This is a genomic window from Herbaspirillum sp. CAH-3, from assembly GCF_009668275.1.
In the GTDB taxonomy this organism is placed as follows: Bacteria; Pseudomonadota; Gammaproteobacteria; order Burkholderiales; family Burkholderiaceae_D; genus Herbaspirillum; species Herbaspirillum aquaticum.
On sequence record NZ_VSWE01000028.1, the window covers coordinates 10,913 to 36,389 of the forward strand.

Sequence of the window (25,477 nt, forward strand, 5' to 3'; positions counted from 1 at the left end):
ATGAAGGTTTGGGGGGCAGCCGCTGCCTGCTTTTGGTGCGTGCGGGCCGACCACAAGCGCGGTTGGCTTGCCCTGCTTTTGTGCGCCGCAGGGTGACCTGTGAAGGAATTGGCAGTTTTAGCCGTCAAATTTTTGCGGTTAGGCGGCAATATATTCACTTGAAGACACAGCTAAATTCCCTCCCGGTAATAAACTTGCAGTTGAATCTAGTTGGAATTTGATACAAATTGCTAACAAGCGCACCAGGAAAATCTGAAGAATTCGAACAACAAGCGGGGGATGGCAGCTCATCCGAGTCAGGATTTTCCGGATGCCAACAAGGACGTAGCCATGGTTTCATGTGGCCGGCCAAATTCATGACAAAATATCAGGGAGAGCACGTGCCGCGCTCAGCAGCAAGCCAAGCCTTACAACAATCAGCTGGTCGGACCTGGCGCGCCTTGCGGGCGCTGGCCTGGACCCTGGCCGCCGGCGCGGCGGCGCTGGTGACCGGTGCAGCACCGGCCCAGAACCCGGCCCCGAGCCCGGCGGCAGCAAGCGCGGCCGCGCCGACATCCATTGCCTTCTATTACGGCCCCAATCCCCCGCTGGCCGACCTGCAGGCCTTTGACGTGGCGGTGGTGGAACCGGCCTTCGTGCGCGACCCGGCCGCGCGCACACGCAGTGCGGCCAATGGTGCGCACCAGCTGTTTGCCTATGTCTCGCTGGGCGAGGTCCAGCCTTCACGGCCTTACTACAAGCAGATGCCGCCCGGCCTGCTCAGGGGCGACAACGCCGCCTGGGGCAGCCGCGTGATCGACCAGACCGCACCCGGCTGGCGCGACTTCTTCCTCGACAAGATCGTGGCACCCTTGTGGGCGCAGGGCTGGCGCGGTTTCTTCCTCGATACCCTGGATTCATACCAGCTCTTTGCCAAGACCGATGCCGAGCGCGCCGCCCAGACCCAGGCCATGATCGCCACGCTGCGCGAATTCAAGCGCCGCTATCCGCAGGCCAAGCTCATCCTCAATCGCGGCTTCGAACTGTTCCCGGAGGTGGCACCGCTCACTTACGCGGTGGCTGCCGAATCGCTCTATCGCGGCTACGATGCCGGCCGCCGCAGCTATGGCGCCGTAACCGACAATGACCGCGCCTGGCTCTCCGGCCAGCTGCGCACCATCCGCGACCGTTATCGCCTGCCGGCCATCGCCATCGATTACGTCGATCCGTTCCAGCCGGGTGCCCGCGCCCTGGCGCGCGAGACGGCCAACAAGATCAGCGCCGACGGCTTCCTGCCCTGGGTGGCCGATGGCACCTTGATGTCCATGGGCGTGTCCACTGTCGAACTGGTGCCGCGCAATGTGCTGGTATTGCTGGATGTGGCCCAGGGTGATGACCTGCATACCACCGAGGCCCAGCGCTTCCTGGGCATCCAGCTGAACCATCTCGGCCTGCGCTACGAATTCCGCGAAGTCGGCCGCGAGGGCCTGCCCACCGAGCCGCTGGCCGGGCGCTATGCGGGCGTGGTGACGTGGTTTCGCAGCGGCACCGATCACCAGCGACTGGGCCCTTGGATAGGGCAGCGCATCAAGGAAGGCGTGCCGGTGGCCATCTTCAATGCCTTCGGTTTCCAGATGACCAAGCTCAGCGCGGGCATGCTGGGGCTGACCAATTTTGCCGCACCGTCGCCGGAGCAGCTGGAGGTCACGTATGCCGACCCCGAACTGATGGGGTTCGAGACCAAGCCGCGCGTGGACCGCACGCAACTGGAACTGGTGCGCCTGACCGATCCTGCCGCCAAGTCGCTCCTGCGCATGAAGGATGGCCGCAACAATACCTACGATGCGGCCGCCATCATGCCTTGGGGCGGTTTCGCCCTGGCCCCGTTCGCCACCACCACGCTGCAGGTGATGGACCCGCCGCGCTGGGTGCTGCAGCCCATGCTGTTCCTCAAGCGCGCGCTGCGCCTGCCCGAACTCCCGGTGCCGGACGTCACCACCGAGGGCGGCCGGCGCATCCAGACCAGCCACCTCGATGGCGATGGTTTTCCTTCCAAGGCCGAGTATCCGGGCTCGCCCTTTGCGGTCGAAGTACTGCAGCGGGAGATCTGGGACCGTTACCGTTTTCCCGTGACGGTCTCGGTGGTGGAGGGCGAGCTGAGCCCGCAGGGCGTCTATCCGCAGCTCTCGGCGCAGACCACGGCGCTGGCGCGCAAGATGTTCACGCTGCCTTACGTCGAGCCGGCCAGTCATTCCTTCTCGCATCCCTTCAACTGGGCCGATGCGATGTATGACACCCGTACCGCCGACATCAACCAGATGGATGGCGATGCCTCGCGCACGCTGGACATCCCGAACTACAAATTCAACCTGCAGCGCGAGATCAAGGGGTCGATGGACTACATCAACAAGACCCTGCTGCCGCCGGGCAAGAAGGCCGAGGTCTTCCTCTGGACCGGCAACTGCGTGCCGCCCCCCGAGGCCATCGCCCAGACCTACCTGGACGGCTTCCTCAACATGAACGGCGGCGACACCATGATCACCAGGAGCCGCAACACCTGGACCGACATCGCCGCGCAAGGCGTGCGCAAGCAGGGCTGGTACCAGGTCTTCGCGCCCAACCAGGACGAGAACGTCTACACCGGCAACTGGACCGGACCCTTCTACGGGTTCGAGCGCGCCATCGAAAGCTATGAGTTGACCGGCGAGCCGATCCGCTTCAAGGCCGTGGACATCTACTACCACTTCTATGCCGGCACCAAGCCCGCCTCGGTGGCGGCGCTGCACAAGATCCACCGCTGGGCCGAGGCGCAGCCGTTCACGCGGCTGTACGTGTCGCAGTACATCCGCAAGGTCATCGATTTCGAAAACACCAGCATCGCCCGTACCGCCGATGGCACGCTGGTCTATCGCACCGGCGAGTACCTGCGCACGCTGCGCATCCCGGCTGGTGCCCCTGACGTGGACTTGTCACAGCCCGGCATCGCCGGGATCGCACCAGGCCCCAGCGGCCGTTACCTGATCACCTCGGCGGGCGAAGTGCGCATCCGCCCGCGCAGCACCAGCGAGCAAGCCGATGCGTCGCCGGCCTTGCCCATGCTGCTGGAGGCGGCCGGGCAGGTCGGTGATTTCCAGCGCAGCATCAACGGCAACAAGGCCGAGCTGCGTTTTTCGCTCACCGCCAATGGCGTCACGACCTTCAGCATCAGTGGTGCGCGTACCTGTACTGCTACCGCCGACGGCGTGGCGCTGGCCAAGGGCAAGTCGGTCAGCATCACCGGCCAGGCGTGGTATCGCAATTTCACCGGCAAGACTGCAGTTCACCAATATGACATTGGCTCCGCAACCGCCCCGCTCGCGACAACACGGCACCTGGTACTCGTTCAATGCACCTTATGAACGGGCCAGGCTGTTCTCGCCCTGGACGATCGCCGGCTTCGCGCTGGCGGTCGGGACGGTACTCGCCCTGGTCTACCCCAAGGTCTCGCTGCAGCAGCGCCTGGAAGTGGCCAATGCCAGCGGCAAATCCGACCTGCTGACGGTCGAGTACATCAAGGTCTTCCTCAAGGCCCAGCCAGGCAATGCGGCGCTGCGCGCCGAGCTGGTCAAGCAGATGATCGACCTCGGCCAGTTCGGCGAGGCGCGCGCGCAACTGGCCTTGCTGCAGATGGACAGCAGCGCCGACGCACGCATGTCGGCGGCCTGGCTGGAATACCGCATCCGCCAGCAGGAAGTCTTCGCCCTGCCGAAGGATGCGCCGGAGCGCACGCCCTTGCTGGCGCAGCTGCGCGAGCAGCTCAATGTGCTGATGACCTATCCGCTCACCGCGCAACAATGGCTGACGCTGTCGCAGGATGCCCTGGCGCTCGGTGACGGTGAATCCGCTCGTGCCGCCTTCGCGCGCCTGCTGGCCGATCGCAGCACGGCCGACATGTCCTACACCGAAGCGGTACGCTTGGGCCAGCAAAGCCTGGGCGTGGGCGATTACCACAGCAGCGCCGCCTTCTACCTGCTGGCCATGCAGCATGCCGGTTCGCTGGCCGCGCGCCGCGAGAATTTCCTCGACGCGATGCGGACCCTGCAGGCCGGCGGCTTCTACCAGGAAGCGCTGGCCGCCGCCGAGGCCAACCTCGGTCCGCTGGCCAATGACAAGACCGTGCTGCTGTACCTGACACGGCTGGCCCAGGCCGCCAATCGTCCGGATGCCGCCGAGCGTTACGTGAAGCAGTTGCTGCAACTGTCGATGGCGCGTGCGCTGGCGCCGCTGGCGGCCGCGCGAACCGGGCAGGGCGGTGTGGTGGCCGTGTCCATGCACGATTTCAGGCAGTCGCTGCAGCAGATGCAATCGCTGCTGCACCACCCGCAGCGCCTGCAGCATGAACTGCAGCGCGCGCTGCAGCAGGGCCGCCTGCTGCGCGTGGCCGGGGAGAACCAGCCCTCGGCAGCCGATGTGGCCTCCAGCCGCGCGCTGGCCAGGCTGCCCTTTGATGAGGAGATCTACACGCTGGCCTACAACGTCTTCCTGGCCAATCGCAACCTGGTCGATGCGCGCCTGCTGGCGCAATCGGCGGTGCGCCAGCGTCCCGATGACGCGGCCTGGCGCAAGCGGCTGGCGGAGATTTCCGAATGGAGCGGCGTGCCGGAACAGGCCACGCCGCAATGGCTGGCCTATGCGCGCCTGTCGGGCGATGAAGTGGCGTGGGACAACGTCCTGCGGGCTGCCGCCGGGACCTTTGAACAAGACATGCTGGTGGAAGCCCTGCAGCACAAGATGCAGGTCGAGCCCGGCAATGCGCAGTGGGTCAACCTGCTGGTGGCGCAATACGAAAACATCGGCCAGCCCGAGCGCGCAGCGGCCTTGCTGGAAGAGCGCCTGCGCGGCAAGCCGGCACGCACCCCCGATGCCGCCACCGAGCGCAAAGGTACGATGGAAGCGCTGGCCAAGCTGTACCTGCGCATGGGCCGCGATGATGCTGCGCTGGCCACCTTGCGCCGCCAGCGCGAGGAGTTCGGCCCTTCTGCCACCAACGCCCTGATGACCGCCAATCCCCTGTACCTGCGTGGCCGCCTGGACGATGCGCTGGAGGTGCTGCGCGCTGCCGCCAAGGTGGCGCCGGACGGCAATGCCGACTTCTGGCGCACCTATGCGGAAGTGTCGCGCTACATGGGCCTGAATGAAGAGGCGCGCATCGGCTACGACCGGCTGCTGGCCGCAGACCAGGCTGCCGAAGGCGACATGAGCAACATGATGGTGGTCATCCAGGATCGCGAACCCCGTGCCGCCGCCGAGCTGGCCGAGTTCGGTTTCCACCGCACCGGCGTACCCAATTTCGCGGTGCAGGCGCTGACCTATCGCCTGCGCCTCAATGACCTGGAGGGCGCGCGCGCTTTCCTCGCCAGCCTGACCCCGCAGCAGAAGGCGGCATTGGAAAAATACGTTCCTTTCCTCAGCGTGCGTTCTTCGGTCAGGCAATTGCAGCGCGATCTCGACGGGGCGCGCGCCGACATGCGCCTGGCCCTGTCGCTGGCACCGCGCGCGGCCGATGTGCGGGCCGAGACCCTCTGGGTGCTCATCGCCACGCGCGATGCGGCACTGCTCAATCGCGCCCTGACGATGTGGGCGCATGAGGCCGAGACCACGCCGCAACTGTGGGGACCGTATGCTGCGGCCAACATGTCGCTGAACCGCCAGGACCAGGCGCTGCACTGGTTCCGCAAATCCGGTTTCCCGCATGACGATTACCTGTGGCTGATGAGTTATGCCGAGGCACTGGATGCCACCGGCCAGCCCGACCTGGCCTGGCGCATCCGCCGCCATGCCTGGCTGGAAGTGCGCAATCCGCAACTGCTGCGCAATGTCCCGCCCGGACAATTGCACGAGTGGCGCGATCGCCTGGCGGCGCTGGCACCGCTCTTCATGAGCGCCGATGACAGTGCGCGCGTCATGCGCGCGCTGTTGCGAAGTGACGTGACGCTGCCGCCGCCCCCGGACGACCAGCCCGTCCCCGCCAATGGCCCGGCCCTGCTCAAGGACATGCAGCAAGCCGCGCGCAGCGATGCGCGCCAGCGCAGCCAGGATGAGGCGCTGTCAGCACGATTGGCGCAAGGTCCGGCGGCACTGTTCGCGCCCACGAACGATACCGGCCAGCGCCCGGGCGATGATGCGCGCTTGTCTTCCGGCGCGCGCGAACTGGCGCTGGCCTATGCGATGAACCAGAACCAGTCCGACCTGGCGCGCACCTGGCTGGCCACACGCTTTGCCCGGCAGCTCGACAAGCCGCTATGGGGCGAGCTGGCCATGGCGCTGGCCAGCGATGACCGCCAGCGACTCAACACCATGCTCGACAACCTGGCCGACTGGTTGCCCATGTATGACCGCGTCGAAGCGGCACGCGTGGCCGGGCGCGTCGGCCTGGCGCAGACACTGGCCTTCGACCAGCTCGAACGCCTGCCCGCTGACGACGAACTGCACGGACGGCTCACGGGCCTGGTCACCGATGAGCCGCCGCGCTTCTCGACAGGCTTCACGTCCACGCGCGAATTCCCGCTGGCTACCAAGCTCTTCACGGCCAATGCCGGCGTGGCGCTGACACCGGGCACGCGCTTCTACTTCGGCTATACCGAACGGCACCAGACGGTCAACGACACCACCTTGCTGGGCGATGTGCCGGCCGTGGATCGCCTCTTCGAATTCACCCTGCGCAGACGTATCGAGGATGGTTTCGTCAGTGCCAGCCTCCAGCACCGCGATGCGATGACTTCCTTCAACGGGCTGCGCCTGGAATTCTCGCAGCAGCTCACGCCCAAGATCACGCTCTCCGGCAATGGCGGGCTGAACCTGGCGGCCATTGATTCGGCACTGATCCGCGTGGGCGGACGGCGCAGCGGCGGCGAGCTGAACCTGAACCTGCAATTGAGCCGTACCGAATACCTGCGCCTGGGCGGCGGCCTGCAGCGCTACCAGACGCAGTCCGGCACGGCGCTGGGCAATGGCCGCACCCTCAATGCCGAAATCGGTACGCACCTGCGCGTGGAATATCCCAACCTGACCCTGCGCGGCTTCGTCAACGATGCCAAGTTCAGCGATCGGGGTGCCAGCGATGAGCAGATCGCGCGCCTGGTCCCGGCCGGCAACGATCCCACGGGCTTTCGCTACATGCCGCTGGATGCGCGTTCCTGGGGCCTTGCACTGGGCGCGGGGACCGTCATCGAAAACGCCTATACCCGCGCCTGGCGCCCGTATGCCGAGTTCGGCCTGACCCGTACGTCCGACATCGGCTGGGGCCGCAACCTGCGTGCCGGCATCGCCGGCAGCGTGCTGGGACAGGACGTGCTGTCGGTGGCCGCGCAGAGTACCAGCGCCACCCCCAATACGCCGCAGCGCGGGTTTGAATTGAATGTGCTCTACAAATGGTTCTATTGAAATTGAAACCGAAGGTGAAGACCTCGCTGTCCGTATCGTGTAAAAAATGATTGATCAACGAAATCGATGAATCAGCCCTCATTAATCTCTGGCCGCGAAAGGCCGCGCATCGCTCCAAGGTGACCACCATGACAAACAAGATCCTTTCCATGCTGTACAAACTCGGCAGCGCTGCCGTACTCGCCCTGGGCCTGGCCGCCTGCTCCACCACCGACATCGGCCAGGCGCCGGTGGTGCCGGCTGATGCCCGCTGGGGTTTGCTGCCCTTCGCCAATCACACCGAGACCCCGCAGGCCGGACTGCGTGCCGAGTCGATCTCGGAAAGCATTCTGCGCGCCAACGGACTGGCCGAGCTGCGCCGCTATCCGGCTTCGCTCAACAATGAAACCTTGTTCGAACCGATGGACCGCAAGCAGCTCGATGCTGCCCTCGACTGGGCGCGCAGCGAGAACATCGCCTATGCGCTGTCAGGCACTGTCGATGAATGGCGCTACAAGGTCGGCATCGACGGCGAGCCGGCCGTGGGCCTGACGCTGCAATTGATCGAGGTCTCCAGCGGCAAGGTGGTGTGGGCTGCGGCCGGTGCCAAGAGCGGCTGGAGCCGCGAGGCGCTCTCGGCCGTGGCCCAGAAGCTCATGCGCAACCTGCTGTCCCCCCTGCGCTCGCTGGCGCAGAGCGCTGCGGCCGTCAATGCCGCAAGCGCCGGCGAGGCGGCACGGGGTAGCGCACCGCAGGCCGATGCACTCACCAGTACTTCGGCTCCCGCGACGCCGCGCCCCTGATGGGAGAGAACGTGAACGAGCGCCAACGGCCCGCCTCCCCACCGGCCTCCCCGCCAAACGGCAGCGGCCGGCCATGGGCCGCCTCGCCGCGACCGGCCGCTACGGCAGCACAGAAGCGCCAGAAATTCTGGTCGCGCTTCTTTACGCGCTTCGATACCGACAGCGGCTCACCCCGCAAGGCGGCGCTGCGCATCGTCGAGACCATTGCGCTGGTGGCGGCCGCGCTGGCCGTGGCATGGTGGCTGGCCCCGGAAGATCCCTTCGGGCTGCAGGCGCAATTCCCCTGGCTGTGGCTGATGCCGGCCATCCTCGCCATGCGCTACGGCAGTACGCTGGGCGTGGTGGCCGTGGCCACCATGCTGGGCGGCTGGTATCTGCTCATGCATGGCCATCAGGAGGACGAGGCGCAAGCCGTGGTGTCGGCGGCGCAAGCCTTCCCGCAAGCTTATTTCCTGGGCGGGCTGGTGCTGACGCTGCTGTGCGGCCAGTTCGCCGAAGTGTGGAATGCACGCAGTCGCCGCCTGCGCGGGGTCAATGCCTACCTGGAAGAGCGCCTGACCATGCTCACCAAGAATCACTTCCTGCTGCGCCTGTCGCACGAGCGGCTGGAACAGGATCTGCTGTCCAAGCCGCTGACCCTGCGTGAATCGCTGGACCGCATGCGCGCCCTCACGCTCACGCAATACCTGCTGGACCCGGCGCGCATGCCGGCGCCGGATGCCTTCCTGCAGATCCTGGTGCAGAGCTGCCAGGTGGAATCGGCCTCGGTCTTTGCCTGCGACGTGCATGGCCACGTCCTGCCGGAAGCGGTGGCCAGCGTGGGCAAGGTCACGCCGCTGGTGGCCGATGATCCGCTGGTCCGTTACTGCCTGACCCAGCAGAAGCTGGGCCACATCCAGACCGAGAGCCTGAACCAGACCCTGCGCAACCAGAGCCGCTACCTGGTCTGCGCGCCCTTGCGCAATTACGAGGGCCGCCAGTTCGGCTTGCTGGTGGTGGAGCACTTGCCCTTCCTGGCCTTGAACGAAGACACGCTGCAACTGATGTCGGTGCTCATCGACTACTACGCCGACGGCATCGAGATGGGCGACAGCGCCCGCGCCATCCTGCAGCAGCTGCCGACCTGCCCGCCGGAGCTGGCGGTGGACCTGGTGCGCCTGCATCGCCTCAAGCGCAGCACCGACATCGATTCCTCGCTGGTGGCGCTGGTCTTCGGCGACGACGAACTCTCGCGCGACATGTACGACCAGGTCCGGCGCCTCAAGCGTGCCGCCGATGTGGTCTGGACCTACAAGGCCGGTGGCCGCAACGTGTTGATGACCCTGTTGCCGCTGGCCGGACCGGCAGCGGTCGATGGTTACCTGATGCGCATCGAGACTGCCTCGCACGCGCAGTTCGACAACAAGTCCCTGGCCAACTTCGCTGCCGCGCACACCGCTGCCCTGGGCAGCGATGAGCCCATGCGCCTCTTGATCAACCTGGTGGAACGCTGTGCTGCTTAAACTCTCCGCTGCCGGTCTGAGTTTCGAGACCGCCTCCGTCGCCTTGCTGCTGCAGGGCGGCAACGGGCTGGGCGTGCTCTCCGCTTACCTGCTGCTGCACATGGCCTCGTCGGCGCTGTTCGCACTGGCCATCGCCCAGGTGGCGCCACCGCAGTACCGGCGTCCGCGCACGGCCTTGCTGCTGTACCTGTTCTTCTTCAATTTCTTCATTCCCGTCGGCGGCATGCTGTGTGCGGTGGTGGCCTTGCTGGTGGCCGTGCTCTGGCCCAAGGACAAGCCGGAAGACCACTTCGATACCAGCCAGGCACCGGCCTTCGTCACCGCGCGCAGGCGCGAGGGCAGCGGCTTTTCCGGCAACCGCGTGCGGGCCCAGCTGGGCAACGTGGCCACGCCCGTGGACAAGCGGCTCAACGCCCTGGTGGCCATCCAGAGTACGCCCACGCGCGCCAGCGGCGCCTCGCTGCGCAGCCTGCTGGGCGACCCGGCCGACGACGTGCGCTTGCTGGCCTATGGCATCCTGGATGGCAAGGAGAAGAAGATCACCCAGCGCATCGTGGACATGCGCAACCATCTCAAGACCGTCTCCGATCCCGAGACCCTGGGCATCCTGCACCAGCAGGTGGCCGAGCTGTACCAGGAGCTGATCTACCAGAACCTGGTGCAGGGCGACCTGCTCAACTACTCCTACGCGCAGATGCGTGAACACGCCCAGGCGGCGCTGCAGATCGATGCAGCCCAGCCCGGCCTGTGGTTCATGCTGGCGCGCATGGAACTGGCCAACCGCAACGTGGCCGACGCCGCCGAGGCCATGCAGCGCGCGCATGAACATGGCTTTTCGCGCGTGCGCCTCTTGCCTTACCTGGCTGAACTCAGCTTCCTCGAACGCGACTACGAACAAGTGCGCAAGCTCTTCATCGAAATGCAATACGATCCCAGCGTCTCCTCGCAGCCGCAGCTGCATCGCTACTGGCGGCATGGCCGGCGTACCATCGCCAATCGACCCGAACCGTTCAATCCCGCAAGCGCTGCACGTCCCACCGGAGGCCGCCGATGAATGCTCCCGCCCTCCGGCCGGTCGCCGGCGATGCCTCCTATCAGCGCCGCGCCAAGGACTGCGATGTCATGCTGCTGCTGGAAGGGACCTTCCCGTACGTGAGCGGTGGCGTGTCAAGTTGGGTCAACCAGATCATCCGCGGGTTTCCCGAGATCCGTTTCGGCCTGTGCTTCATCGGCAGCCGGCCCGACGATTACGGCACGCCCAAGTACGCGCTGCCGGACAATGTGGTCCACCTGGAAACGCACTTCATCCACGAACACCTCTCGGCCACTGAGGTGGTGCGTTCGCGCGGCGATGCCAAGGCCTTCGAGCGCATCGACGAGCTGCATGCGATGTTCCGCGCCTACGACCGCACCGATGCCACGTCGCATTCGGCGCTGGTGGCGCAACTGGGCGAGCTGATCCCGATGATGGAGGACGGCGGCAAGATGGACCAGGACACCTTCCTCTTCAGCAAGCGCTCCTGGGATTACCTGGCCTCGCAATACCGCATCTTCTGCACCGACCCGTCTTTCGTCGATTACTTCTGGACCGTGCGCATCATGCACCAGCCGGTGTGGACCCTGGCCCGTGTGGCGCGCCAGCTGATCCCTGCGCGCTGCTATCACACCATCTCCACCGGTTATGCCGGATTCCTCGGGGCGCTGATGAAGATGCAGACCGGCCGTCCGCTGATCCTTTCCGAACACGGCATCTACACCAAGGAACGCAAGATCGACCTGTTCCAGAGCGAGTGGATCCGCGACAACCGCAATGTCTTCGAGAAGGATGCCTCGCAGATTCCCTACTTCCGCGAGATGTGGATCCGCTTCTTCGAGGCGCTGGGCCGATTGTGCTACCAGGCGTCCAACGAGATCGTCGCGCTCTACGAGACCAACCGCCTGCGCCAGGTCCATGACGGCGCACCGGCCGAGCGCACGCGCAATATCCCCAACGGCATCGACCTGCCGCGCCTGTCCAAGTTGCGCGCATTGCGCAGCGAGAAGATTCCGCCGGTGCTTTGCCTGTTGGGCCGGGTGGTGCCGATCAAGGATGTGAAAACCTTCATCCGCGCCATGCGCACCGTGGTCAACCAGTATCCTGAGGCCGAAGCCTGGATCGCCGGGCCGGAAGATGAAGACCAGGCCTACGCCGGTGAATGCCACGCGATTGCCGATGGCCTGGGCCTGACCGACAAGGTCAAGTTCCTCGGTTTCCAGAAGATCGATGAGCTCATGCCCAAGATCGGACTGGTGGTGCTCTCCAGCATCAGCGAGGCCTTGCCGCTGGTATTGCTGGAAGGGTTTGCCGCCGGCGTGCCGGCGGTAGCCACCGATGTGGGCTCGTGCCGCCAGCTCATCTACGGGCTCTCGGAGGAGGACCAGGCGCTGGGCGCGGCCGGTGACGTGGTCGGTATCGCCCAGCCGCAGGCGCTGGCCGATGCGGCCTTGAAGCTGCTGACCGATCCGCAGCGCTGGCATGCCGCCCAGGCGGCAGGCATTGCGCGCGTGGAGCGTTATTACACCCAGGACATGATGTTCGGTGCCTACCGTGAGCTGTACCAGCGTTCGCTGGCACACGGCAACGCGCACACCGACGCTGCATCCGGCCAGCCGCTGCGCTGCCCGGTGCGGCACTGACGAGGACCGCCATGGCCGGTATCGGTTTTGAACTGCGCAAGATATTGAAGCGCGACAGCCTGCTCTCGCTGATGCAGGCGTATTCCTACGCGGCCCTGATCAGTTCGGGGCCGTGGATCATGTCCATCGTCGGCATCCTGGTCATCGGCCTGGTGAGCTATACGGTGAACATGCCCAAGCTGGCCATCGTGCAGTTCCAGGTCAGCATCACCTACGTGATTTCGCTGTCGCTGATCTTCACCGGCATCTTCCAGCTGGCCTTGACGCGGTTTGCGGCGGACCGCCTGTTTGAAAAGGACAATCACGCCATCCTGCCCAATTTCCATTCGGTGTCGCTGTCGGTGACGCTGGTGGGCGGCGTGCTGGGACTGCTGGCGGTGGCTTTCCTGTTCCCGCAGCAGAGCGCGCTGTACCGGCTGCTCCTGCTGGCGGCCTTCATCATCATGTGCAACATCTGGATCGCCACCATCTTCCTGTCGGGGATGAAGCAATACAAGGCCATCTTCTGGATCTATGCGCTGGGCTACACCATCACCGTGGTGGCGGCGCTGCTGTTGCGTCCGTTGGGACTGGAGGGCTTGATGGGCGGCTTCGTGATCGGCCAGGCGGTGTTGCTCATGGCGATGATGGCGCTTATCCTGCGCAATTTCCCTTCGGACCGTTTCATCTCCTTCGAATTTTACGAGCGCAAGAAACTCTATCCCTCGCTCATGGCCATCGGCTTGTTCTACAACACGGCGATCTGGATCGACAAGGCCATGTTCTGGTTCACGCCCGAAACCAGCCAGGCCATCATCGGCCCGCTGCGCGCCTCGGTGATCTATGACCTGCCGGTGTTCCTGGCCTACCTCTCCATCATTCCCGGCATGGCCATTTTCCTGCTGCGCATGGAGACCGATTTCGTCGAGGACTATGATGCCTTCTATGAGGCCGTACGTACCGGGGCCTCGCTGGAAACCATCGAGAAGCACCGCAACGGCATGGTGGAAACGGTGCGCCTGGGCCTGCTGGAGATCATCAAGATCCAGGCCATCACCACCTTGCTGCTGATGGTCACGGGCGAGTCCATCCTCAAGTGGCTGGGCATTTCCACGCTCTACCTGCCGCTGCTCTACATCGACGTCATTGCGGCCAGCCTGCAGGTGGTGCTGCTGGGCATCCTCAACGTCTTCTTCTATCTCGACAAGCGCCGCATCGTACTGGGCCTGTGCGGGGGACTGGTGGTACTCAACGTCGCCCTCACCGCGCTGTCGCTGCGCCTGGGGCCGACCTTCTACGGGTTCGGGTTTGCACTGGCGGTGTTCGTGGTGGTGCTGGCCGGTTTCGTGCTGCTCACCCGCAAGCTGGAACTGCTGGAGTACGAGACCTTCATGCTGCAATGAGCGCCGCGCTCATTGCGGGACTCATTGCGGCAATGCTTGCGCCTTCCATTTTTTCCACAGACGATGCATGCGTTCGTGGCCATCCTTGACCTGGCCGGCGAGGAAGTCGCGTGCGTAGGCGATGCTCGGGGCCAGGCGTACCTGCTTCTGCTGCAGTTGCTGCAGCAGGGCATCGGCCACCACCAGGTCGTTCTGCAGGCCCAGCTGGTCCTGCAGGCGTGACAAGGCTTTCAGGTAGGGGCGGCTGCTTTTCTCGCCATACAGCGCCTGGAAGAACTCGATGTCGTAGCGCATCTTCTTGGCGGCGATGCGGGTACGGTGGCGCGCGCGGTCGTTTTCTTCCAGATGTGCACCGCGCTTGTTGAGGCGCTTCTCATCCCGTCGCAGCATCTGGCGTGCGTAGCGGAAAAGCGCTTGCGCGAGGGCTTCCCGGCCCGCAGCGTCGAGTCCATCGCGCCAGCCCGCCGTCAGCAGCCAGCGGCTGAACTGCAGCACCAGCGCCGTATAGCGCGGCGAGGCCACGGCCTGCACCGCCAGTGCATGTTCCTTGCCGGCTTCCACCAGCGCCGCATGGCGCACCCGTTCCAGGTCGATGGCACCGATGGCGTGCGCTGGCAGCGCGGCCAGTGTCTGCGTGGCCAGCACATCCCAGTCACGTGCATTGCCGATGGCTTGCGAGACCCACTCGAATTCATCGGCCAGGGAAGCGGGCAGGGTGATCACGGGATCGAACAGCGTGAAGGCCGAACGCAGGCGGCGAAGTCCCACGCGCATCTGGTGCAGGCGCTCGATGTCGTCGCTGTCCTGGTCGGCGATGTCATTGGCCTGGATCTGCTCCACGCAATTGTTGATCACCGCCAGGAAGGCCTGCTCCACCGGCATCTTGCGGGTCAGCTGCAGCGGCTTGGCGCGGCTGGCCGAGGAGGTGGCGGCAATGCCCTGCTGCGTGCGGCGCGCCTGATGGAACAGTCCATAGCCGCGCTGCGCCTTGCTCTGGATGCCGATGCGCAGCGGCAGGTCCTGCAGCAACTGCAGGGCGAAGTCGAAGAGGGCGCTGGCCTCGCCTTGCTTGAGTTCCAGTTCGATTTCGCAGACGTCCACCTTCAGGTCGCGGTGTTCTACCGTGCCCTGGTCGATTACGCATTCCACCTCGCTGCCATCCTGCAATACCAGGTCCCACACCATGCGCTGGATGTGGGTGCTGAAGATGGGCGTCAGCTGCGCAGCGGTCTTGTCGGAAAAGACCTTCCTGGCCCAGGTCTCGTCGGAGGCCGCCAGCTCGCGCAGCACCGGCAGGTCAGGTTGTTCACCATCGACCAGCGACTCCCATTCATTGCGCTGGTGCAGGCCGCCACTGACGCCGCCGCCTGCCTTGAGGGTCTGGATATATTCATTTCCGGTCCGGCGCACGCGCAGCCCGGCTTCGTTCTGGCGCAGCAGCAGTTCGGGCGTATCGAAGTAGGTACCGGTCTGGTCCTTGATGCGCGGTGCGGCCCGGGCGTAACGCTTGATGAGCGGATGACGGATGAAGGCCTTGGTGTGCTCGGGGGCGAGCAGCAGTTTCAGTTCGGTTTCCATGAGGCGTTCCGTGTCGGTTGGAAGTAGGGCGCTACCGGACTGGGCGGCGGCGAAGAAGCGGGGCGGGAAAGCGGTGCCTGGCGCTGCGCCATGTAGCGTGCGGGCGGCTTGCCCAAGGTATTGCGGAACATGGTGATGAAGGCGCTCACCGATTCATAGCCCAGGTCTTGCGAGACGCGCTGCACCGAGCTGCCCGAGGCCAGCCATTGCAGGGCCAGCATCAGGTGGATCTGCCGCCGCCAGCGGCCGAAGCTCATGCCGGTTTCGGCCTGCACGAAGCGGGCAAAAGTGCGCTCGCTCATCGCATGACGCTGGCCCCATTCGGCCACCGTGCTGCGGTCGGCAGGTTGTTCGGCCAGGTGGCGCGCAATCGCACGCAGCCGCGAATGCTGCGGCACCGGCAGGTGCAAGGGCAGGGCGTGGCGCTGGCTGTGTTCCAGTTCTTCGACCAGCACGGCGGCCAGGCGCGCGGTGCGCTCGTGCGGCGCGTAGTCCTGGCGCTGTTCGGCGAGGTGGCAGATCATCTGCACCAGCAGCGGCGACAGCGCCAGGGTGCAGCACTGGTCCGGCATGCTGGCCGCATGCGGCGCGATGAAGAGGAAGCACAGCTGGCCGTCCAGCGTGACGCGGTTGCTGTGCGGCACGCCCGGCGGGATCCAGACCGCCGACTGGGGCGGCACGATCCACATGCCCTGGGCCGTCTCGCAGGTGACCGCACCGTGCAGGGCCACCACCAGCTGGCCCTTGCGATGGCTGTGGAAGGGCGTCTCCCGCTCGCTCTGGCTGGTATGCACGCGCAGGGCCGTGACCGCGGCGTCGAGGCGGTCCGGATCGTGTTCGACCAGGCTGGCATAGAGAGTGGCCATAGGGAGTTGGGTTGACCGTTTTTAGCAATATGCTGGCATTGTAGCCAAATACGTGCAGGCTGCGATTGGCTAAGCTGGGCGCTCGCTGCTTTCGATCAATCATTGCCATCACGCCCGCCATGCATGCCACGCATCCCCCTCACGTTCGCCCTGTTCATCGCAGTGTCTGGCTCATTGCAGGCATCCTGCTGATCGCCGCCAATTTGCGTGCGCCGGTGACGGCCGTGGGGCCGGTGATGGGGCTGCTGCAACAGACCTTCGCCCTCTCGGCCGGGGCGGCAGGGCTGATGCTGACCTTGCCATTGCTGTGCTTTGCGCTGGTCTCGCCGCTGGCGGCGCGCGTGGCGCGCGGCCTGGGACTGGAGCGCACGCTCTTGCTGGCATTGTTGTTGATCGCAGGCGGCATCGTGTTGCGCTCGTCCGGATCGGTGGCAGCCCTGCTGGCCGGGACTTGCGTGATCGGCTGCGGGATTGCCGGCGGCAATGTGCTCTTGCCGAGCTTGCTCAAGCGCGATTTTCCCGATGACCTCACGCGCATGACGGCCGTCTATGCGCTCACCATGGGCGGTGCATCGGCACTGGGCTCGGTGTGCGCCGTTCCGCTGGCGGCGGGACTGGGCTGGGCGTGGGCGCTGGCTTCTTTCATTGCATTGCCGGTGGTGACGGTGCTGGTGTGGCTGCCGCAATTGCGGCGCGATACGCGCCCGGCCACGGCGCCTGCGCGCGCGGCGTCGATGTGGCGCCAGCCGCTGGCGTGGCAGGTGACCTTCTTCCTCGGGACCAATTCGCTGGTGTATTACGTGGTGACGGCGTGGCTGCCCTCCATCCTCGCGGCCAATGGGCACAGTGCCGTGGAGGCGGGCAACCTGCATGGCCTGATGCAACTGGCCTCGGCCTTGCCCGGTTTGCTGCTGGTGCCGCTGGGTCCGCGCATCCGTGACCATCGGCCGGTGGCGGTGAGCATGTCGGCTGCGACGGTCCTGAGCCTTGTCGGCCTAATGGCGTGGCCGCAGGCGTCCATCGTCTGGGTGCCGCTGTTCGGATTCGGGACCGGTGCGGTGCTGATCCTGGGGCTGGCTTTTGTCGGTACGCGCGTATCGACACCGCCACAGGCCGCCGCCTTGTCGGCCATGGCGCAGAGCGTGGGCTACCTGCTGGCGGCCGCCGGGCCCATCCTCATGGGACGGCTGCATGACGCCAGCGGCGGGTGGACGCTGGTGCTGGGCTTGTGTGCGGGCGGCGCGGTGCTCATGGGCGCGCTGGGCTGGCTGGCGGGCCAGCCGGGGCGGGTCATCGGGGCGGCCGCGCCAGGAGAGTGAAGCGCGACTGGAAATATCCGGCGGCTTCGCGGATCATGGCGGCTGCATCGCATGAGGGCGGCGTGTTGATCGCCGCTTTCGATTCCCCTTGATCCGCGACGACCAGCGCGACATACACCATGACCGCCTTGCTTCTTGCCCCGGTAGACCTGTATTGCGAACGGCTCGGTACCGCTTTCTGGGCCGAACCCGTCAATGCGCTTTCCAATCTCGCTTTCCTGCTGGCCGCGTATTTCTTGTGGCGCTTGCCGCTGCCGCAGGGGCGCAGCGCCGTGGTGATGTCACGCATCCTGATGCTGATGGTGGCCGTGATCGGGGTGGGCAGTTTTCTTTTCCACACCGTTGCGCAGCGCTGGGCATTGTTCGCCGATGTCATTCCGATTTCGGTGTATCAGGTGCTGTTCCTGGCGTTCTATCTGCGCAAGGTGGCGCGCCGCAACTGGCTGGTGACGCTGGGCTGGGTACTGTTCTTCTTTGTCGTGACCTACGGTGCGGGACGCCTGCCGGAGCAGTGGCTCAATGGTTCGGTGGCGTCGTATGGTTCGGCATGGCTCTTCATTGGCGGACTGGGCGTGTATCACTGGCGCATGCGCAAGACTGAACCGATGGCCCTGCTGTTGGCCACCGGTGTATTTACACTGTCTCTGGTGCTGCGTTCGATGGACATGGCGGTGTGCCCGAGCATCAGCATCGGGACGCACATGTTCTGGCATTTGCTCAACGGGGTGGTGTTGTATCTCACCACGCGGGCTTTTGTTCGCAATGCAGGCTCGGGGCCATGAAATGTTGTCGTCCGGTTCAGACTGAAATCGCCAGGGCCATGGCGTTGAATAAGGCGTGTACTGAAACCGTGACTAACACCGGAAAACCCTTCGGTCTTCTGGTCTCGACCAGGAAGACCCAAGAGAAGGCCAGGCCCGCGATGAACATGTCAACAGGCCAGCGCTCCTCAAATTCATGTGCCAATGCAAATAGAAAGCCCGAGATGACCAGGATGACGGGGGCGTTCAAGCGAAGCATTTGCAGACACTTTATGCATGCCCATTGAAAGATCAGGGTTTCCACCAAAGGGGCGAAGATGATCCCCGTCAGCACGGCACGCGCCGGTGACCAGGTTCGGAAGGGATCTGGCTGCGCAGTGACTGAAAAGCCGAGGAAACTTGCGGTTTCGTTCACCAGAATCTGTCCCGCCAAAATCAATAGCGGAGTCACTACCACCAGATGCCACCGAGCCACGATATTGGGATCGAGGAGGCTGCTTGAGCCTTGGCAGCGTCTACGCATTTGCGCCGTTTTTCATGAGTATCGAGACTGCAGTCATTCCTTGACTGCCCGCGTTCGTGGCACCCTTGTTCTTTCCAGCGTCCCGCCTTTGTAAGGCACCCGCCCCGACGGCACCACCACGGCTGCCTTCTGCACATGTCCCTCCTGGTCATCAAAGAACATGTGTGCGCCGAAGGCCTGCAGTACCTCCGCCTTGTTCAGCCCGCCGAGGAAGAAGGCTTCATCCACCGTCACGTTCCAGGTCCGCAAGGTATGGATGACGCGCTGGTGCGCCGGGCTGTTGCGTGCCGTCACGATGGCAATGCGCACCGGGCACTGCTTGGGCGGAAACTGTTTCTGGATCGCCGACAAGGCCAGCAGCAATTTGGCGAATGGACCTTCCTTCATGGCTTTCTTGCGATGGCGCTGCTCATGCCGCGCAAAGGCCTCCAACCCCTTCTCCGCAAAGATGCGCTCGGACTCCGCCGAGAACAGCACGGCATCGCCATCAAAGGCAATGCGGATTTGCTTGTCCGGCGCACTGTAGTCCAGCGGGGCGGCATACAACTGGGCCGCCGCCACGCCGGCATCGATGGCTTCCTGCACGTCGCCGGTATCGCGCGAGAGGAACAGGTCGATCTTGAAGGCTTGCAGGTAAGGCGCGGTCGGTCCGCCACCGGTGAAGGCCGCACGGCTGATGTCGAGCTTGTGGGCAGCGATGGCATTGAAGGCGCGCAGGCCCGTGTCGGGCGTGTTGCGCGAGATGACCACCACTTCCACCAGACGGCGTTCCGGGATCAATTCATTCAACTGCAGCAGCGCCTTGACCAGCGGGAAGGCCGTGCCGGGCTGCAGTGGATCGTTCTCGTGATCGCGCTGGTACTGCGCGTAGGCATCCACGCCCTCTTGGTCGTAGATGGCGTTCTCCGCTTCAAGATCGAAGAGGGCGCGGGAAGAGATTCCAATGACGAGCTTGTCCGAGAGATCGTAGGGCATGCGGCACATCCGTGGCGGGAAAGCCCTGATTGTAGAGCCCCCGGCCTGCCGACGCAGCCTTGGCAGAGATATTCGTATTCTTGATGTCTGGAGCGAACTGCTGCATATATCACGTCAAGTTCTGCCAACTGCGCATATTGTTTGCCAAACGGGGGTGTTACTCCGCGTAAAGAGAAAAAATCGGATTGCCCCGTTCAAAATAAATTTGTATGATGACCGGATAACTTTACGATAACGACCGCGAGACAGCATGTTTCAGAAGATCCCCGCACAGGCGCTCAGCGACACTGTAGCCAGGCAATTGCTGGAAAACATCGACGCCGGTGCCTTCCCCCGTGGCAGCAAGCTGCCCACCGAGGCGGTGCTGGCGCAGCAGTTCGGTGTGAGCCGCACGGTGGTGCGCGAAGCGATTGCGCGCCTGAAACATGAAGGCGTGGTCGAACCGCGCCAGGGTAGCGGCGTATTCGTGACCGAGCAGGCGGGCATCAAGCCGCTGCGCATCGATTACACCGAGGTCAGTTCGCCCGATGCGGTGCTGCAGATCGTCGAGTTGCGCCGCGCCATCGAGGCCGAGGTCGCCGCGCAGGCGGCCAAGCGCCGCAGTGCGGAAGACTTGCAGGCCATCGAGGCGGCATTGCTGCAGATCGGGGTCGATGTGGCCGCAGGTGGTGATGGCGTGGCCGCCGATGTGGCCTTCCATCGCGCACTGGCGCAGGCCACGCGCAATCCGTACTTCATCAAGACGCTGGAGTTCCTGTCCCAGTATCTGGAAGCGGCCACGGCGGTGACGCGTGGCAATGAAGCGCGGTATGAGGATTTCTCGCGCCAGGTGCGCGAAGAACATGAGGCCATCGTCGCGGCCATTCGCGCCGGTGATGAAATGGCGGCCCGCAATGCCGCCCAGACGCACATGTTCAATGCGGCACGGCGCTTGAGCCAGGGACAGTCCTGAACAGGATGTCCCGGCTTGAATGGCAGCAAATGAATTAAATGCTTTAAATGTTTTAAACGATTTATACGATTTAGACGATTTACGAAATCTGGAATTCTGACGCCGGCCTTTGCCGGCGTTGCATCATCAACCCGGCGCAATGTCCTGCCCGTCATGAGCGGCAGCGGCGTCATCAATGCGGAGGCAATTATGTCCAAGAATGTAGGTGTGATCGGTTTGGGAGCCATGGGTTATGGCGTGGCCAGCTCGCTGTTGCGTGCCGGTTTCAATGTGCATGCCTGCGACGTGCGCAAGGAAGTCCTGGACAAGTTCGCCGCCGCCGGCGGTGTGGCCTGTGCCAACCCGGCCGAGCTGGCCGGCAAGGTCGACGTGGTCATCACCCTGGTGGTCAATGCCGCGCAGACCGAGATGGTGCTCTTCGGTGAGAACGGCGCCGTCCCCGCCATGAAGCCGGGCAGCGTCGTCATCTCCAGCGCCACCGTGGCGCCTGACTTCGCCGTCGAACTGGGCAAGCGCCTGGCAGAAAAGGGCCTGCTGCTGCTGGACGCACCGGTCTCCGGCGGTGCCGCACGCGCCGCTTCCGGCGAGATGACCATGATGACCTCCGGCCCCGCCGAGGTCTACGCCAAGATCGAAGACGTGCTGGCCGGCATGGCCGGCAAGGTCTATCGCCTGGGCGACACCCACGGCATCGGCTCCAAGGTCAAGATCATCAACCAGCTGCTGGCGGGCGTGCACATCGCCGCCTCCGCTGAAGCCATGGCCCTGGGCCTGCGCGAAGGCGTCAATCCGGATGCGCTGTATGACGTCATCACCCACAGCGCCGGCAATTCGTGGATGTTCGAAAACCGCGTGCCGCACATCTTGAACGGCGACTACACCCCGCTGTCGGCCGTGGACATCTTCGTCAAGGACCTGGGCCTGGTGCTCGATACCGCCCGCCGCAGCAAATTCCCGCTGCCGCTGTCGGCCGCTGCGCACCAGATGTTCATGATGGCTTCCACCGCCGGTCATGGCGGCGAGGATGATTCGGCCGTCATCAAGATCTTCCCCGGCATCGACCTGCCGCCGGCCAAGGCCAAGTAATCCAGCGTCGTCCCTGCACCTGAATCGAGGAGTTTTCATGTCCACATCCCGTCCCTTGCTCGGTTGTATCGCCGACGATTTCACCGGCGCGACCGACCTGGCCAACATGCTGGTGCGCGGCGGCATGCGCACCGTGCAGACCATCGGCGTGCCCAGCGAAATGCCGGCCGTGGCGGCCGATGCGCTGGTGATCGCGCTCAAGTCGCGCACCATTCCTGCTGCCGAGGCCATCGAGCAATCGCTGGCGGCACTGCGCTGGCTGCAGCAGCAGGGCTGCACGCAGTTCTTCTTCAAGTACTGCTCCACCTTCGACTCCACCGACGAAGGCAACATCGGTCCGGTGACCGATGCGCTGATGAAGGAACTGGGCGTGGACTTCACCATTGCCTGCCCGGCCTTCCCGGAAAACGGACGCACCATCTACCGCGGCTACCTGTTCGTGGCCGATGCGCTGTTGAATGAGTCGGGCATGGAAAACCATCCGCTGACCCCGATGACCGATGCCAACCTGGTGCGCGTCCTGCAGCGCCAGACCGAATCCAAGGTCGGCCTGGTGCGCTACGACACCGTGGCACGCGGCGCGGCCGCAACCCAGGAGCGCTTCACCGCACTGCGTTCCGAAGGCGTCAAGATGGCCATCGCCGACGCCGTCTCCGACAAGGACTTGTTCACGCTGGGCGAAGCCTGCGCCGAACTCAAGCTCATCACCGGTGGTTCCGGCGTGGCGCTGGGTCTGCCCGAGAATTTCCGCCGCGCCGGTCTGCTGACCGCCGCCGGTGAAGCCGCACAACTGCCCAAGGTCGATGGCCTGTCGGTGGTGCTGGCCGGTTCCGCCTCCAAGGCGACCAATGCGCAGGTGGCCGAATGGAAAGCCAAGCGTCCCGCCTTCCGCATCGACCCGCTGGTCCTGGCCCGTGGCGAAGACGTGGTGGCACAGGCGCTGGCCTTTGCCGATGAACGCATCAAGAACGAGCCGGTACTGATCTACGCGACCGCCACCCCCGACGAAGTCAAGGCGGTGCAAAAGGAGCTGGGCGTGGCCAAGGCCGGTCACCTGGTCGAGCAGGCGCTGGCATCGATCGCTGCGGGCCTGAAGCAACGTGGCGTGCGCCAGTTCGTGGTGGCCGGTGGCGAGACCTCCGGCGCGGTGGTGCAGGCGCTGGACGTGCGCGCCCTGCGCATCGGGCCGCAGATCGATCCGGGCGTGCCGGCGACCGCTACGCTGGATGAGCAACCGGTGGCGCTGGCCCTGAAGTCGGGCAATTTCGGCAGCGTCGACTTCTTCGAGAAGGCGCTGCGCTATCTCGACGGGAAGACGGCATGAGCCGCAACACCAACGAAAGCGCGCTGCGCGAAGAGATCTGCCGCATCGGCGCTTCTCTCTACCAGCGCGGCTATACGGTCGGTTCGGCCGGCAACATCAGTGCGCGCCTGGATGACGGCTGGCTGATCACGCCGACGGATGCCTGCCTCGGTTTCCTCGATCCGGCGGCCATCGCCAAGGTCAATACGGCCGGCGAATGGGTCTCGGGCGACAAGCCGTCCAAGACCCTGGTCCTGCATCGCGCCATCTACGACAACAATCCCGAGATGCATGCGGTGGTGCATACGCACTCCACGCATCTGGTATCGCTGACCATCAACGGCGTCTACAGCGAGCAGGATGTATTGCCGCCCATCACGCCGTATTACGTGATGAAGGTCGGCCACATCCCGCTGATCCGCTATGCCCGTCCGGGTGCGCCGGAAGTGGCCGAGCAGGTGGCAAAGATCGCCACGCAAGTGCGCGGCGTGCTGCTGGAGCGGCTCGGTCCGGTGGTGTGGGAAAGCTCGGTCTCCAAGGCCGCCTTCGCCCTGGAAGAACTGGAAGAAACCGCCAAGCTGTGGCACCTGGCCGGTGGCCGTGCCACGCCGCTGGAAGAGCCCGCGCTGCAGGACTTGCGCGACACCTTCAAGGCGCGCTGGTAGCAGTAACGACAGCGCCCAGGCAGCGTCAGCAACCCATAGCAACAAAGCGTCATGGCGGCCGATGTTGGCCCGCCATGCCCCGCTTGCGCCCAACGGAAGGTGGTGGGCACAGGCGGCAGTCAAGCCGGCACCAGACCGGCCAATCAATGCCGGCCTTCGTACCGTTCCGAAAAGAGCGGTACGCGGGTCCGATTGAATCCATAAATTGCCCGTCAGACCACGGGCACCAAGCAACCAGCGGCCGTGCATAGACAGCCGCGACACTCTTAGGGAGATGTAACATCATGACCACCGCAAGCACTACCGGCGTCGGACTCGACGTCAACGACAAATCCAAGGACGGGCTGTACAAGAAAGTCTTCTGGCGCATCATGCCGTTCCTGATGCTGTGCTACGTGATCGCTTACCTGGATCGCGTCAACGTCGGCTTTGCCAAGCTGCAGATGTCGCAGGACCTGGGCTTTTCCGAGACCGTCTTCGGTCTGGGCGCGGGCCTGTTCTTCATCGGCTACTTCCTCTTTGAAGTGCCCAGCAACATCCTGATGCACAAGGTCGGCGCGCGCATCTGGATTGCCCGCATCATGATCACCTGGGGCATCCTCTCGGCGGCCTTCATGTTCGTGCAGAACGCCACCCAGTTCTACGTCCTGCGCTTCCTGCTGGGCCTGGCGGAAGCCGGTTTCTATCCCGGCATCATCCTGTACCTGACCTACTGGTTCCCTTCGCACCGCCGTGCCAAGGTGATCGCGGTCTTCATGTCCGGCATCCCGGTGGCCGGCATCCTGGGCAACCCGCTGTCGGGCTGGATCATGGATGCGTTCCACAACAATGGCGGCCTGGAAGGCTGGCAGTGGATGTTCCTGATCGAAGCCATTCCGGCGGTCCTCATCGGCCTGGCCACGGTGCTGTACCTGGACAACGACGTCAAGAGCGCCAAGTGGCTCTCCGATGAAGAGAAGGCCAGCCTGCAAGCCGACATCGACGGCGATGCCAAGGGCAAGGAAAGCAAGCACGGCTTCGGCGCCATCGTCAAGGATGCGCGTGTCTGGCTGATGTGCCTGATCTACTTCTCCTTTGTCATGGGTCAATACGGCCTGACGCTGTGGATGCCGACCCTGGTCAAGGCCACCGGTGTGAAGGGCAACCTGGAAATCGGCCTGCTGTCGGCCATTCCGTTTGGCTGCGCCATCATCGCCATGAACCTGATCGGCCGCAGCGCCGACCGCATGCGTGAGCGTCGCTGGCACCTGGTGATCCCGGCCCTGATGGGCGGCGTGGGCTTCGTGGGTGCGGCCCTGTTTGCCGACAACACTGCGGTCTCGATCGCTGCGCTGTCGCTGGCTGCGGCTGGCGTGCTGACCTGCGCCCCGCTGTTCTGGTCGCTGCCCACGGCCTTCCTGTCGGGTGCTGCGGCGGCCGTCGGTATTGCCGCCATCAACTCGGTGGGCAACCTGGCCGGTTTCGTCAGCCCCTACCTGATCGGCTACCTGAAGGACCTGACCCACAACAACGCTACCGGCATGTACATGCTGGCGTTGATGCTGGTGGTCGGTTCGATTGCCACCCTGGCCACCAAGCCGGGCATGGTCAACAAGTAATGTGATGTCCCGTTCAAAGCCCGCATGCCTGTGCTTGCGGGCTTTGACGTTTTCTGCACCTGCTGCCGGTGTGGACGCGCGCAAGCGTGTTCGCGCTACACTGGCCCC

The 25,477-nt window shown here is 64.5% G+C and carries 18 protein-coding genes; 14 read left to right on the top strand and 4 right to left on the bottom strand.

The features are described 5' to 3' along the window. Positions 1–380: 380 nt before the first annotated feature. From FYB76_RS25245 to pelG, 7 genes are all read left to right on the top strand, one after another. On the top strand, positions 381–3,377 hold the full coding sequence (locus tag FYB76_RS25245) for a bifunctional glycoside hydrolase 114/ polysaccharide deacetylase family protein (protein ID WP_370516417.1): 2,997 nt from the start codon (positions 381–383) through the stop codon (positions 3,375–3,377). After that, on the top strand, positions 3,307–7,401 hold the full coding sequence (locus tag FYB76_RS25250; RefSeq protein WP_229297098.1) for a tetratricopeptide repeat protein: 4,095 nt from the start codon (positions 3,307–3,309) through the stop codon (positions 7,399–7,401). The genes FYB76_RS25245 and FYB76_RS25250 overlap by 71 nt, the downstream gene beginning before the upstream one ends. A gap of 128 nt (positions 7,402–7,529) precedes the next feature. Next, the gene (locus FYB76_RS25255) at positions 7,530–8,183 is read left to right on the top strand and encodes a penicillin-binding protein activator LpoB (protein WP_229297099.1); all 654 of its coding nucleotides are present in this window, start codon (positions 7,530–7,532) and stop codon (positions 8,181–8,183) included. A gap of 11 nt (positions 8,184–8,194) precedes the next feature. Beyond that, entirely contained in the window at positions 8,195–9,685 is a 1,491-nt protein-coding gene (locus FYB76_RS27150; protein WP_370516418.1) for a PelD GGDEF domain-containing protein, read from the top strand. Then, positions 9,675–10,739: a hypothetical protein gene (locus tag FYB76_RS25265; protein WP_370516419.1), complete on the top strand. Its 1,065-nt coding sequence runs from the start codon at positions 9,675–9,677 to the stop codon at positions 10,737–10,739. The genes FYB76_RS27150 and FYB76_RS25265 overlap by 11 nt, the downstream gene beginning before the upstream one ends. Continuing rightward, positions 10,736–12,361 (top strand): GT4 family glycosyltransferase PelF, encoded by a 1,626-nt coding sequence (gene pelF, locus FYB76_RS25270; protein WP_088755030.1) that lies wholly within the window; start codon positions 10,736–10,738, stop codon positions 12,359–12,361. Before FYB76_RS25265 ends, pelF begins: the two co-directional genes overlap by 4 nt. Positions 12,362–12,372: 11 nt before the next feature. Next, on the top strand, positions 12,373–13,743 hold the full coding sequence (gene pelG / locus FYB76_RS25275; RefSeq protein ID WP_154135444.1) for an exopolysaccharide Pel transporter PelG: 1,371 nt from the start codon (positions 12,373–12,375) through the stop codon (positions 13,741–13,743). 21 nt (positions 13,744–13,764) lie between these two features. Here the strand turns inward: pelG and FYB76_RS25280 are convergent, their stop codons facing one another. Next, the gene (locus FYB76_RS25280) at positions 13,765–15,321 is read right to left on the bottom strand and encodes a CYTH and CHAD domain-containing protein (protein WP_154135445.1); all 1,557 of its coding nucleotides are present in this window, start codon (positions 15,319–15,321) and stop codon (positions 13,765–13,767) included. Then, complete coding sequence (locus tag FYB76_RS25285) at positions 15,306–16,187, bottom strand: helix-turn-helix domain-containing protein (RefSeq protein ID WP_088755027.1); 882 nt, start codon at positions 16,185–16,187, stop codon at positions 15,306–15,308. Before FYB76_RS25285 ends, FYB76_RS25280 begins: the two co-directional genes overlap by 16 nt. A gap of 119 nt (positions 16,188–16,306) precedes the next feature. Between FYB76_RS25285 and FYB76_RS25290 the strand changes: the two genes are divergently transcribed. Continuing rightward, complete coding sequence (locus tag FYB76_RS25290) at positions 16,307–17,506, top strand: MFS transporter (protein ID WP_154135446.1); 1,200 nt, start codon at positions 16,307–16,309, stop codon at positions 17,504–17,506. 119 nt (positions 17,507–17,625) lie between these two features. Beyond that, complete coding sequence (locus FYB76_RS25295; protein ID WP_154135447.1) at positions 17,626–18,288, top strand: ceramidase domain-containing protein; 663 nt, start codon at positions 17,626–17,628, stop codon at positions 18,286–18,288. Positions 18,289–18,304: 16 nt separating this feature from the next. Here FYB76_RS25295 and FYB76_RS25300 read toward each other — a convergent pair whose 3' ends face one another. Both FYB76_RS25300 and FYB76_RS25305 read right to left on the bottom strand, forming a co-directional pair. Then, positions 18,305–18,682 (bottom strand): CPBP family intramembrane glutamic endopeptidase, encoded by a 378-nt coding sequence (locus tag FYB76_RS25300; protein WP_195724720.1) that lies wholly within the window; start codon positions 18,680–18,682, stop codon positions 18,305–18,307. Positions 18,683–18,823: 141 nt separating this feature from the next. Continuing rightward, entirely contained in the window at positions 18,824–19,765 is a 942-nt protein-coding gene (locus FYB76_RS25305) for a 5'-nucleotidase (protein WP_088755195.1), read from the bottom strand. A gap of 250 nt (positions 19,766–20,015) precedes the next feature. Between FYB76_RS25305 and FYB76_RS25310 the strand changes: the two genes are divergently transcribed. From FYB76_RS25310 to FYB76_RS25330, 5 genes are all read left to right on the top strand, one after another. Then, positions 20,016–20,717 carry a FadR/GntR family transcriptional regulator gene (locus FYB76_RS25310; protein ID WP_088755023.1) on the top strand — a complete coding sequence of 234 codons (702 nt, stop codon included), beginning with the start codon at positions 20,016–20,018 and terminating at the stop codon, positions 20,715–20,717. Positions 20,718–20,906: 189 nt separating this feature from the next. Next, entirely contained in the window at positions 20,907–21,803 is an 897-nt protein-coding gene (gene ltnD / locus FYB76_RS25315; protein ID WP_088755194.1) for an L-threonate dehydrogenase, read from the top strand. A gap of 37 nt (positions 21,804–21,840) precedes the next feature. Continuing rightward, entirely contained in the window at positions 21,841–23,127 is a 1,287-nt protein-coding gene (gene otnK / locus FYB76_RS25320) for a 3-oxo-tetronate kinase (RefSeq protein WP_154135449.1), read from the top strand. Next, a complete protein-coding gene (locus tag FYB76_RS25325; RefSeq protein WP_154135450.1) occupies positions 23,124–23,771 on the top strand; it encodes an aldolase in 648 nt (215 codons plus the stop codon). Before otnK ends, FYB76_RS25325 begins: the two co-directional genes overlap by 4 nt. 284 nt (positions 23,772–24,055) lie before the next feature. Next, positions 24,056–25,369: an MFS transporter gene (locus FYB76_RS25330; protein WP_154135451.1), complete on the top strand. Its 1,314-nt coding sequence runs from the start codon at positions 24,056–24,058 to the stop codon at positions 25,367–25,369. The last annotated feature ends 108 nt before the right edge of the window (positions 25,370–25,477 follow it).

What these genes read in the sequence shown, in the direction of transcription:
- pelG (WP_154135444.1), top strand. Translation starts at nt 12,373, where the DNA reads ATGGCCGGTATCGGTTTTGAACTGCGCAAGATATTGAAGCGCGACAGC.
- pelF (WP_088755030.1), top strand. Translation starts at nt 10,736, where the DNA reads ATGAATGCTCCCGCCCTCCGGCCGGTCGCCGGCGATGCCTCCTATCAG.
- FYB76_RS25305 (WP_088755195.1), bottom strand. Translation starts at nt 19,765, where the DNA reads ATGCCCTACGATCTCTCGGACAAGCTCGTCATTGGAATCTCTTCCCGC.
- FYB76_RS25295 (WP_154135447.1), top strand. Translation starts at nt 17,626, where the DNA reads ATGACCGCCTTGCTTCTTGCCCCGGTAGACCTGTATTGCGAACGGCTC.
- otnK (WP_154135449.1), top strand. Translation starts at nt 21,841, where the DNA reads ATGTCCACATCCCGTCCCTTGCTCGGTTGTATCGCCGACGATTTCACC.
- ltnD (WP_088755194.1), top strand. Translation starts at nt 20,907, where the DNA reads ATGTCCAAGAATGTAGGTGTGATCGGTTTGGGAGCCATGGGTTATGGC.
- FYB76_RS25255 (WP_229297099.1), top strand. Translation starts at nt 7,530, where the DNA reads ATGACAAACAAGATCCTTTCCATGCTGTACAAACTCGGCAGCGCTGCC.
- FYB76_RS25330 (WP_154135451.1), top strand. Translation starts at nt 24,056, where the DNA reads ATGACCACCGCAAGCACTACCGGCGTCGGACTCGACGTCAACGACAAA.
- FYB76_RS25290 (WP_154135446.1), top strand. Translation starts at nt 16,307, where the DNA reads ATGCATGCCACGCATCCCCCTCACGTTCGCCCTGTTCATCGCAGTGTC.
- FYB76_RS25250 (WP_229297098.1), top strand. Translation starts at nt 3,307, where the DNA reads ATGACATTGGCTCCGCAACCGCCCCGCTCGCGACAACACGGCACCTGG.
- FYB76_RS25310 (WP_088755023.1), top strand. Translation starts at nt 20,016, where the DNA reads ATGTTTCAGAAGATCCCCGCACAGGCGCTCAGCGACACTGTAGCCAGG.
- FYB76_RS25280 (WP_154135445.1), bottom strand. Translation starts at nt 15,321, where the DNA reads ATGGAAACCGAACTGAAACTGCTGCTCGCCCCCGAGCACACCAAGGCC.
- FYB76_RS25285 (WP_088755027.1), bottom strand. Translation starts at nt 16,187, where the DNA reads ATGGCCACTCTCTATGCCAGCCTGGTCGAACACGATCCGGACCGCCTC.
- FYB76_RS25325 (WP_154135450.1), top strand. Translation starts at nt 23,124, where the DNA reads ATGAGCCGCAACACCAACGAAAGCGCGCTGCGCGAAGAGATCTGCCGC.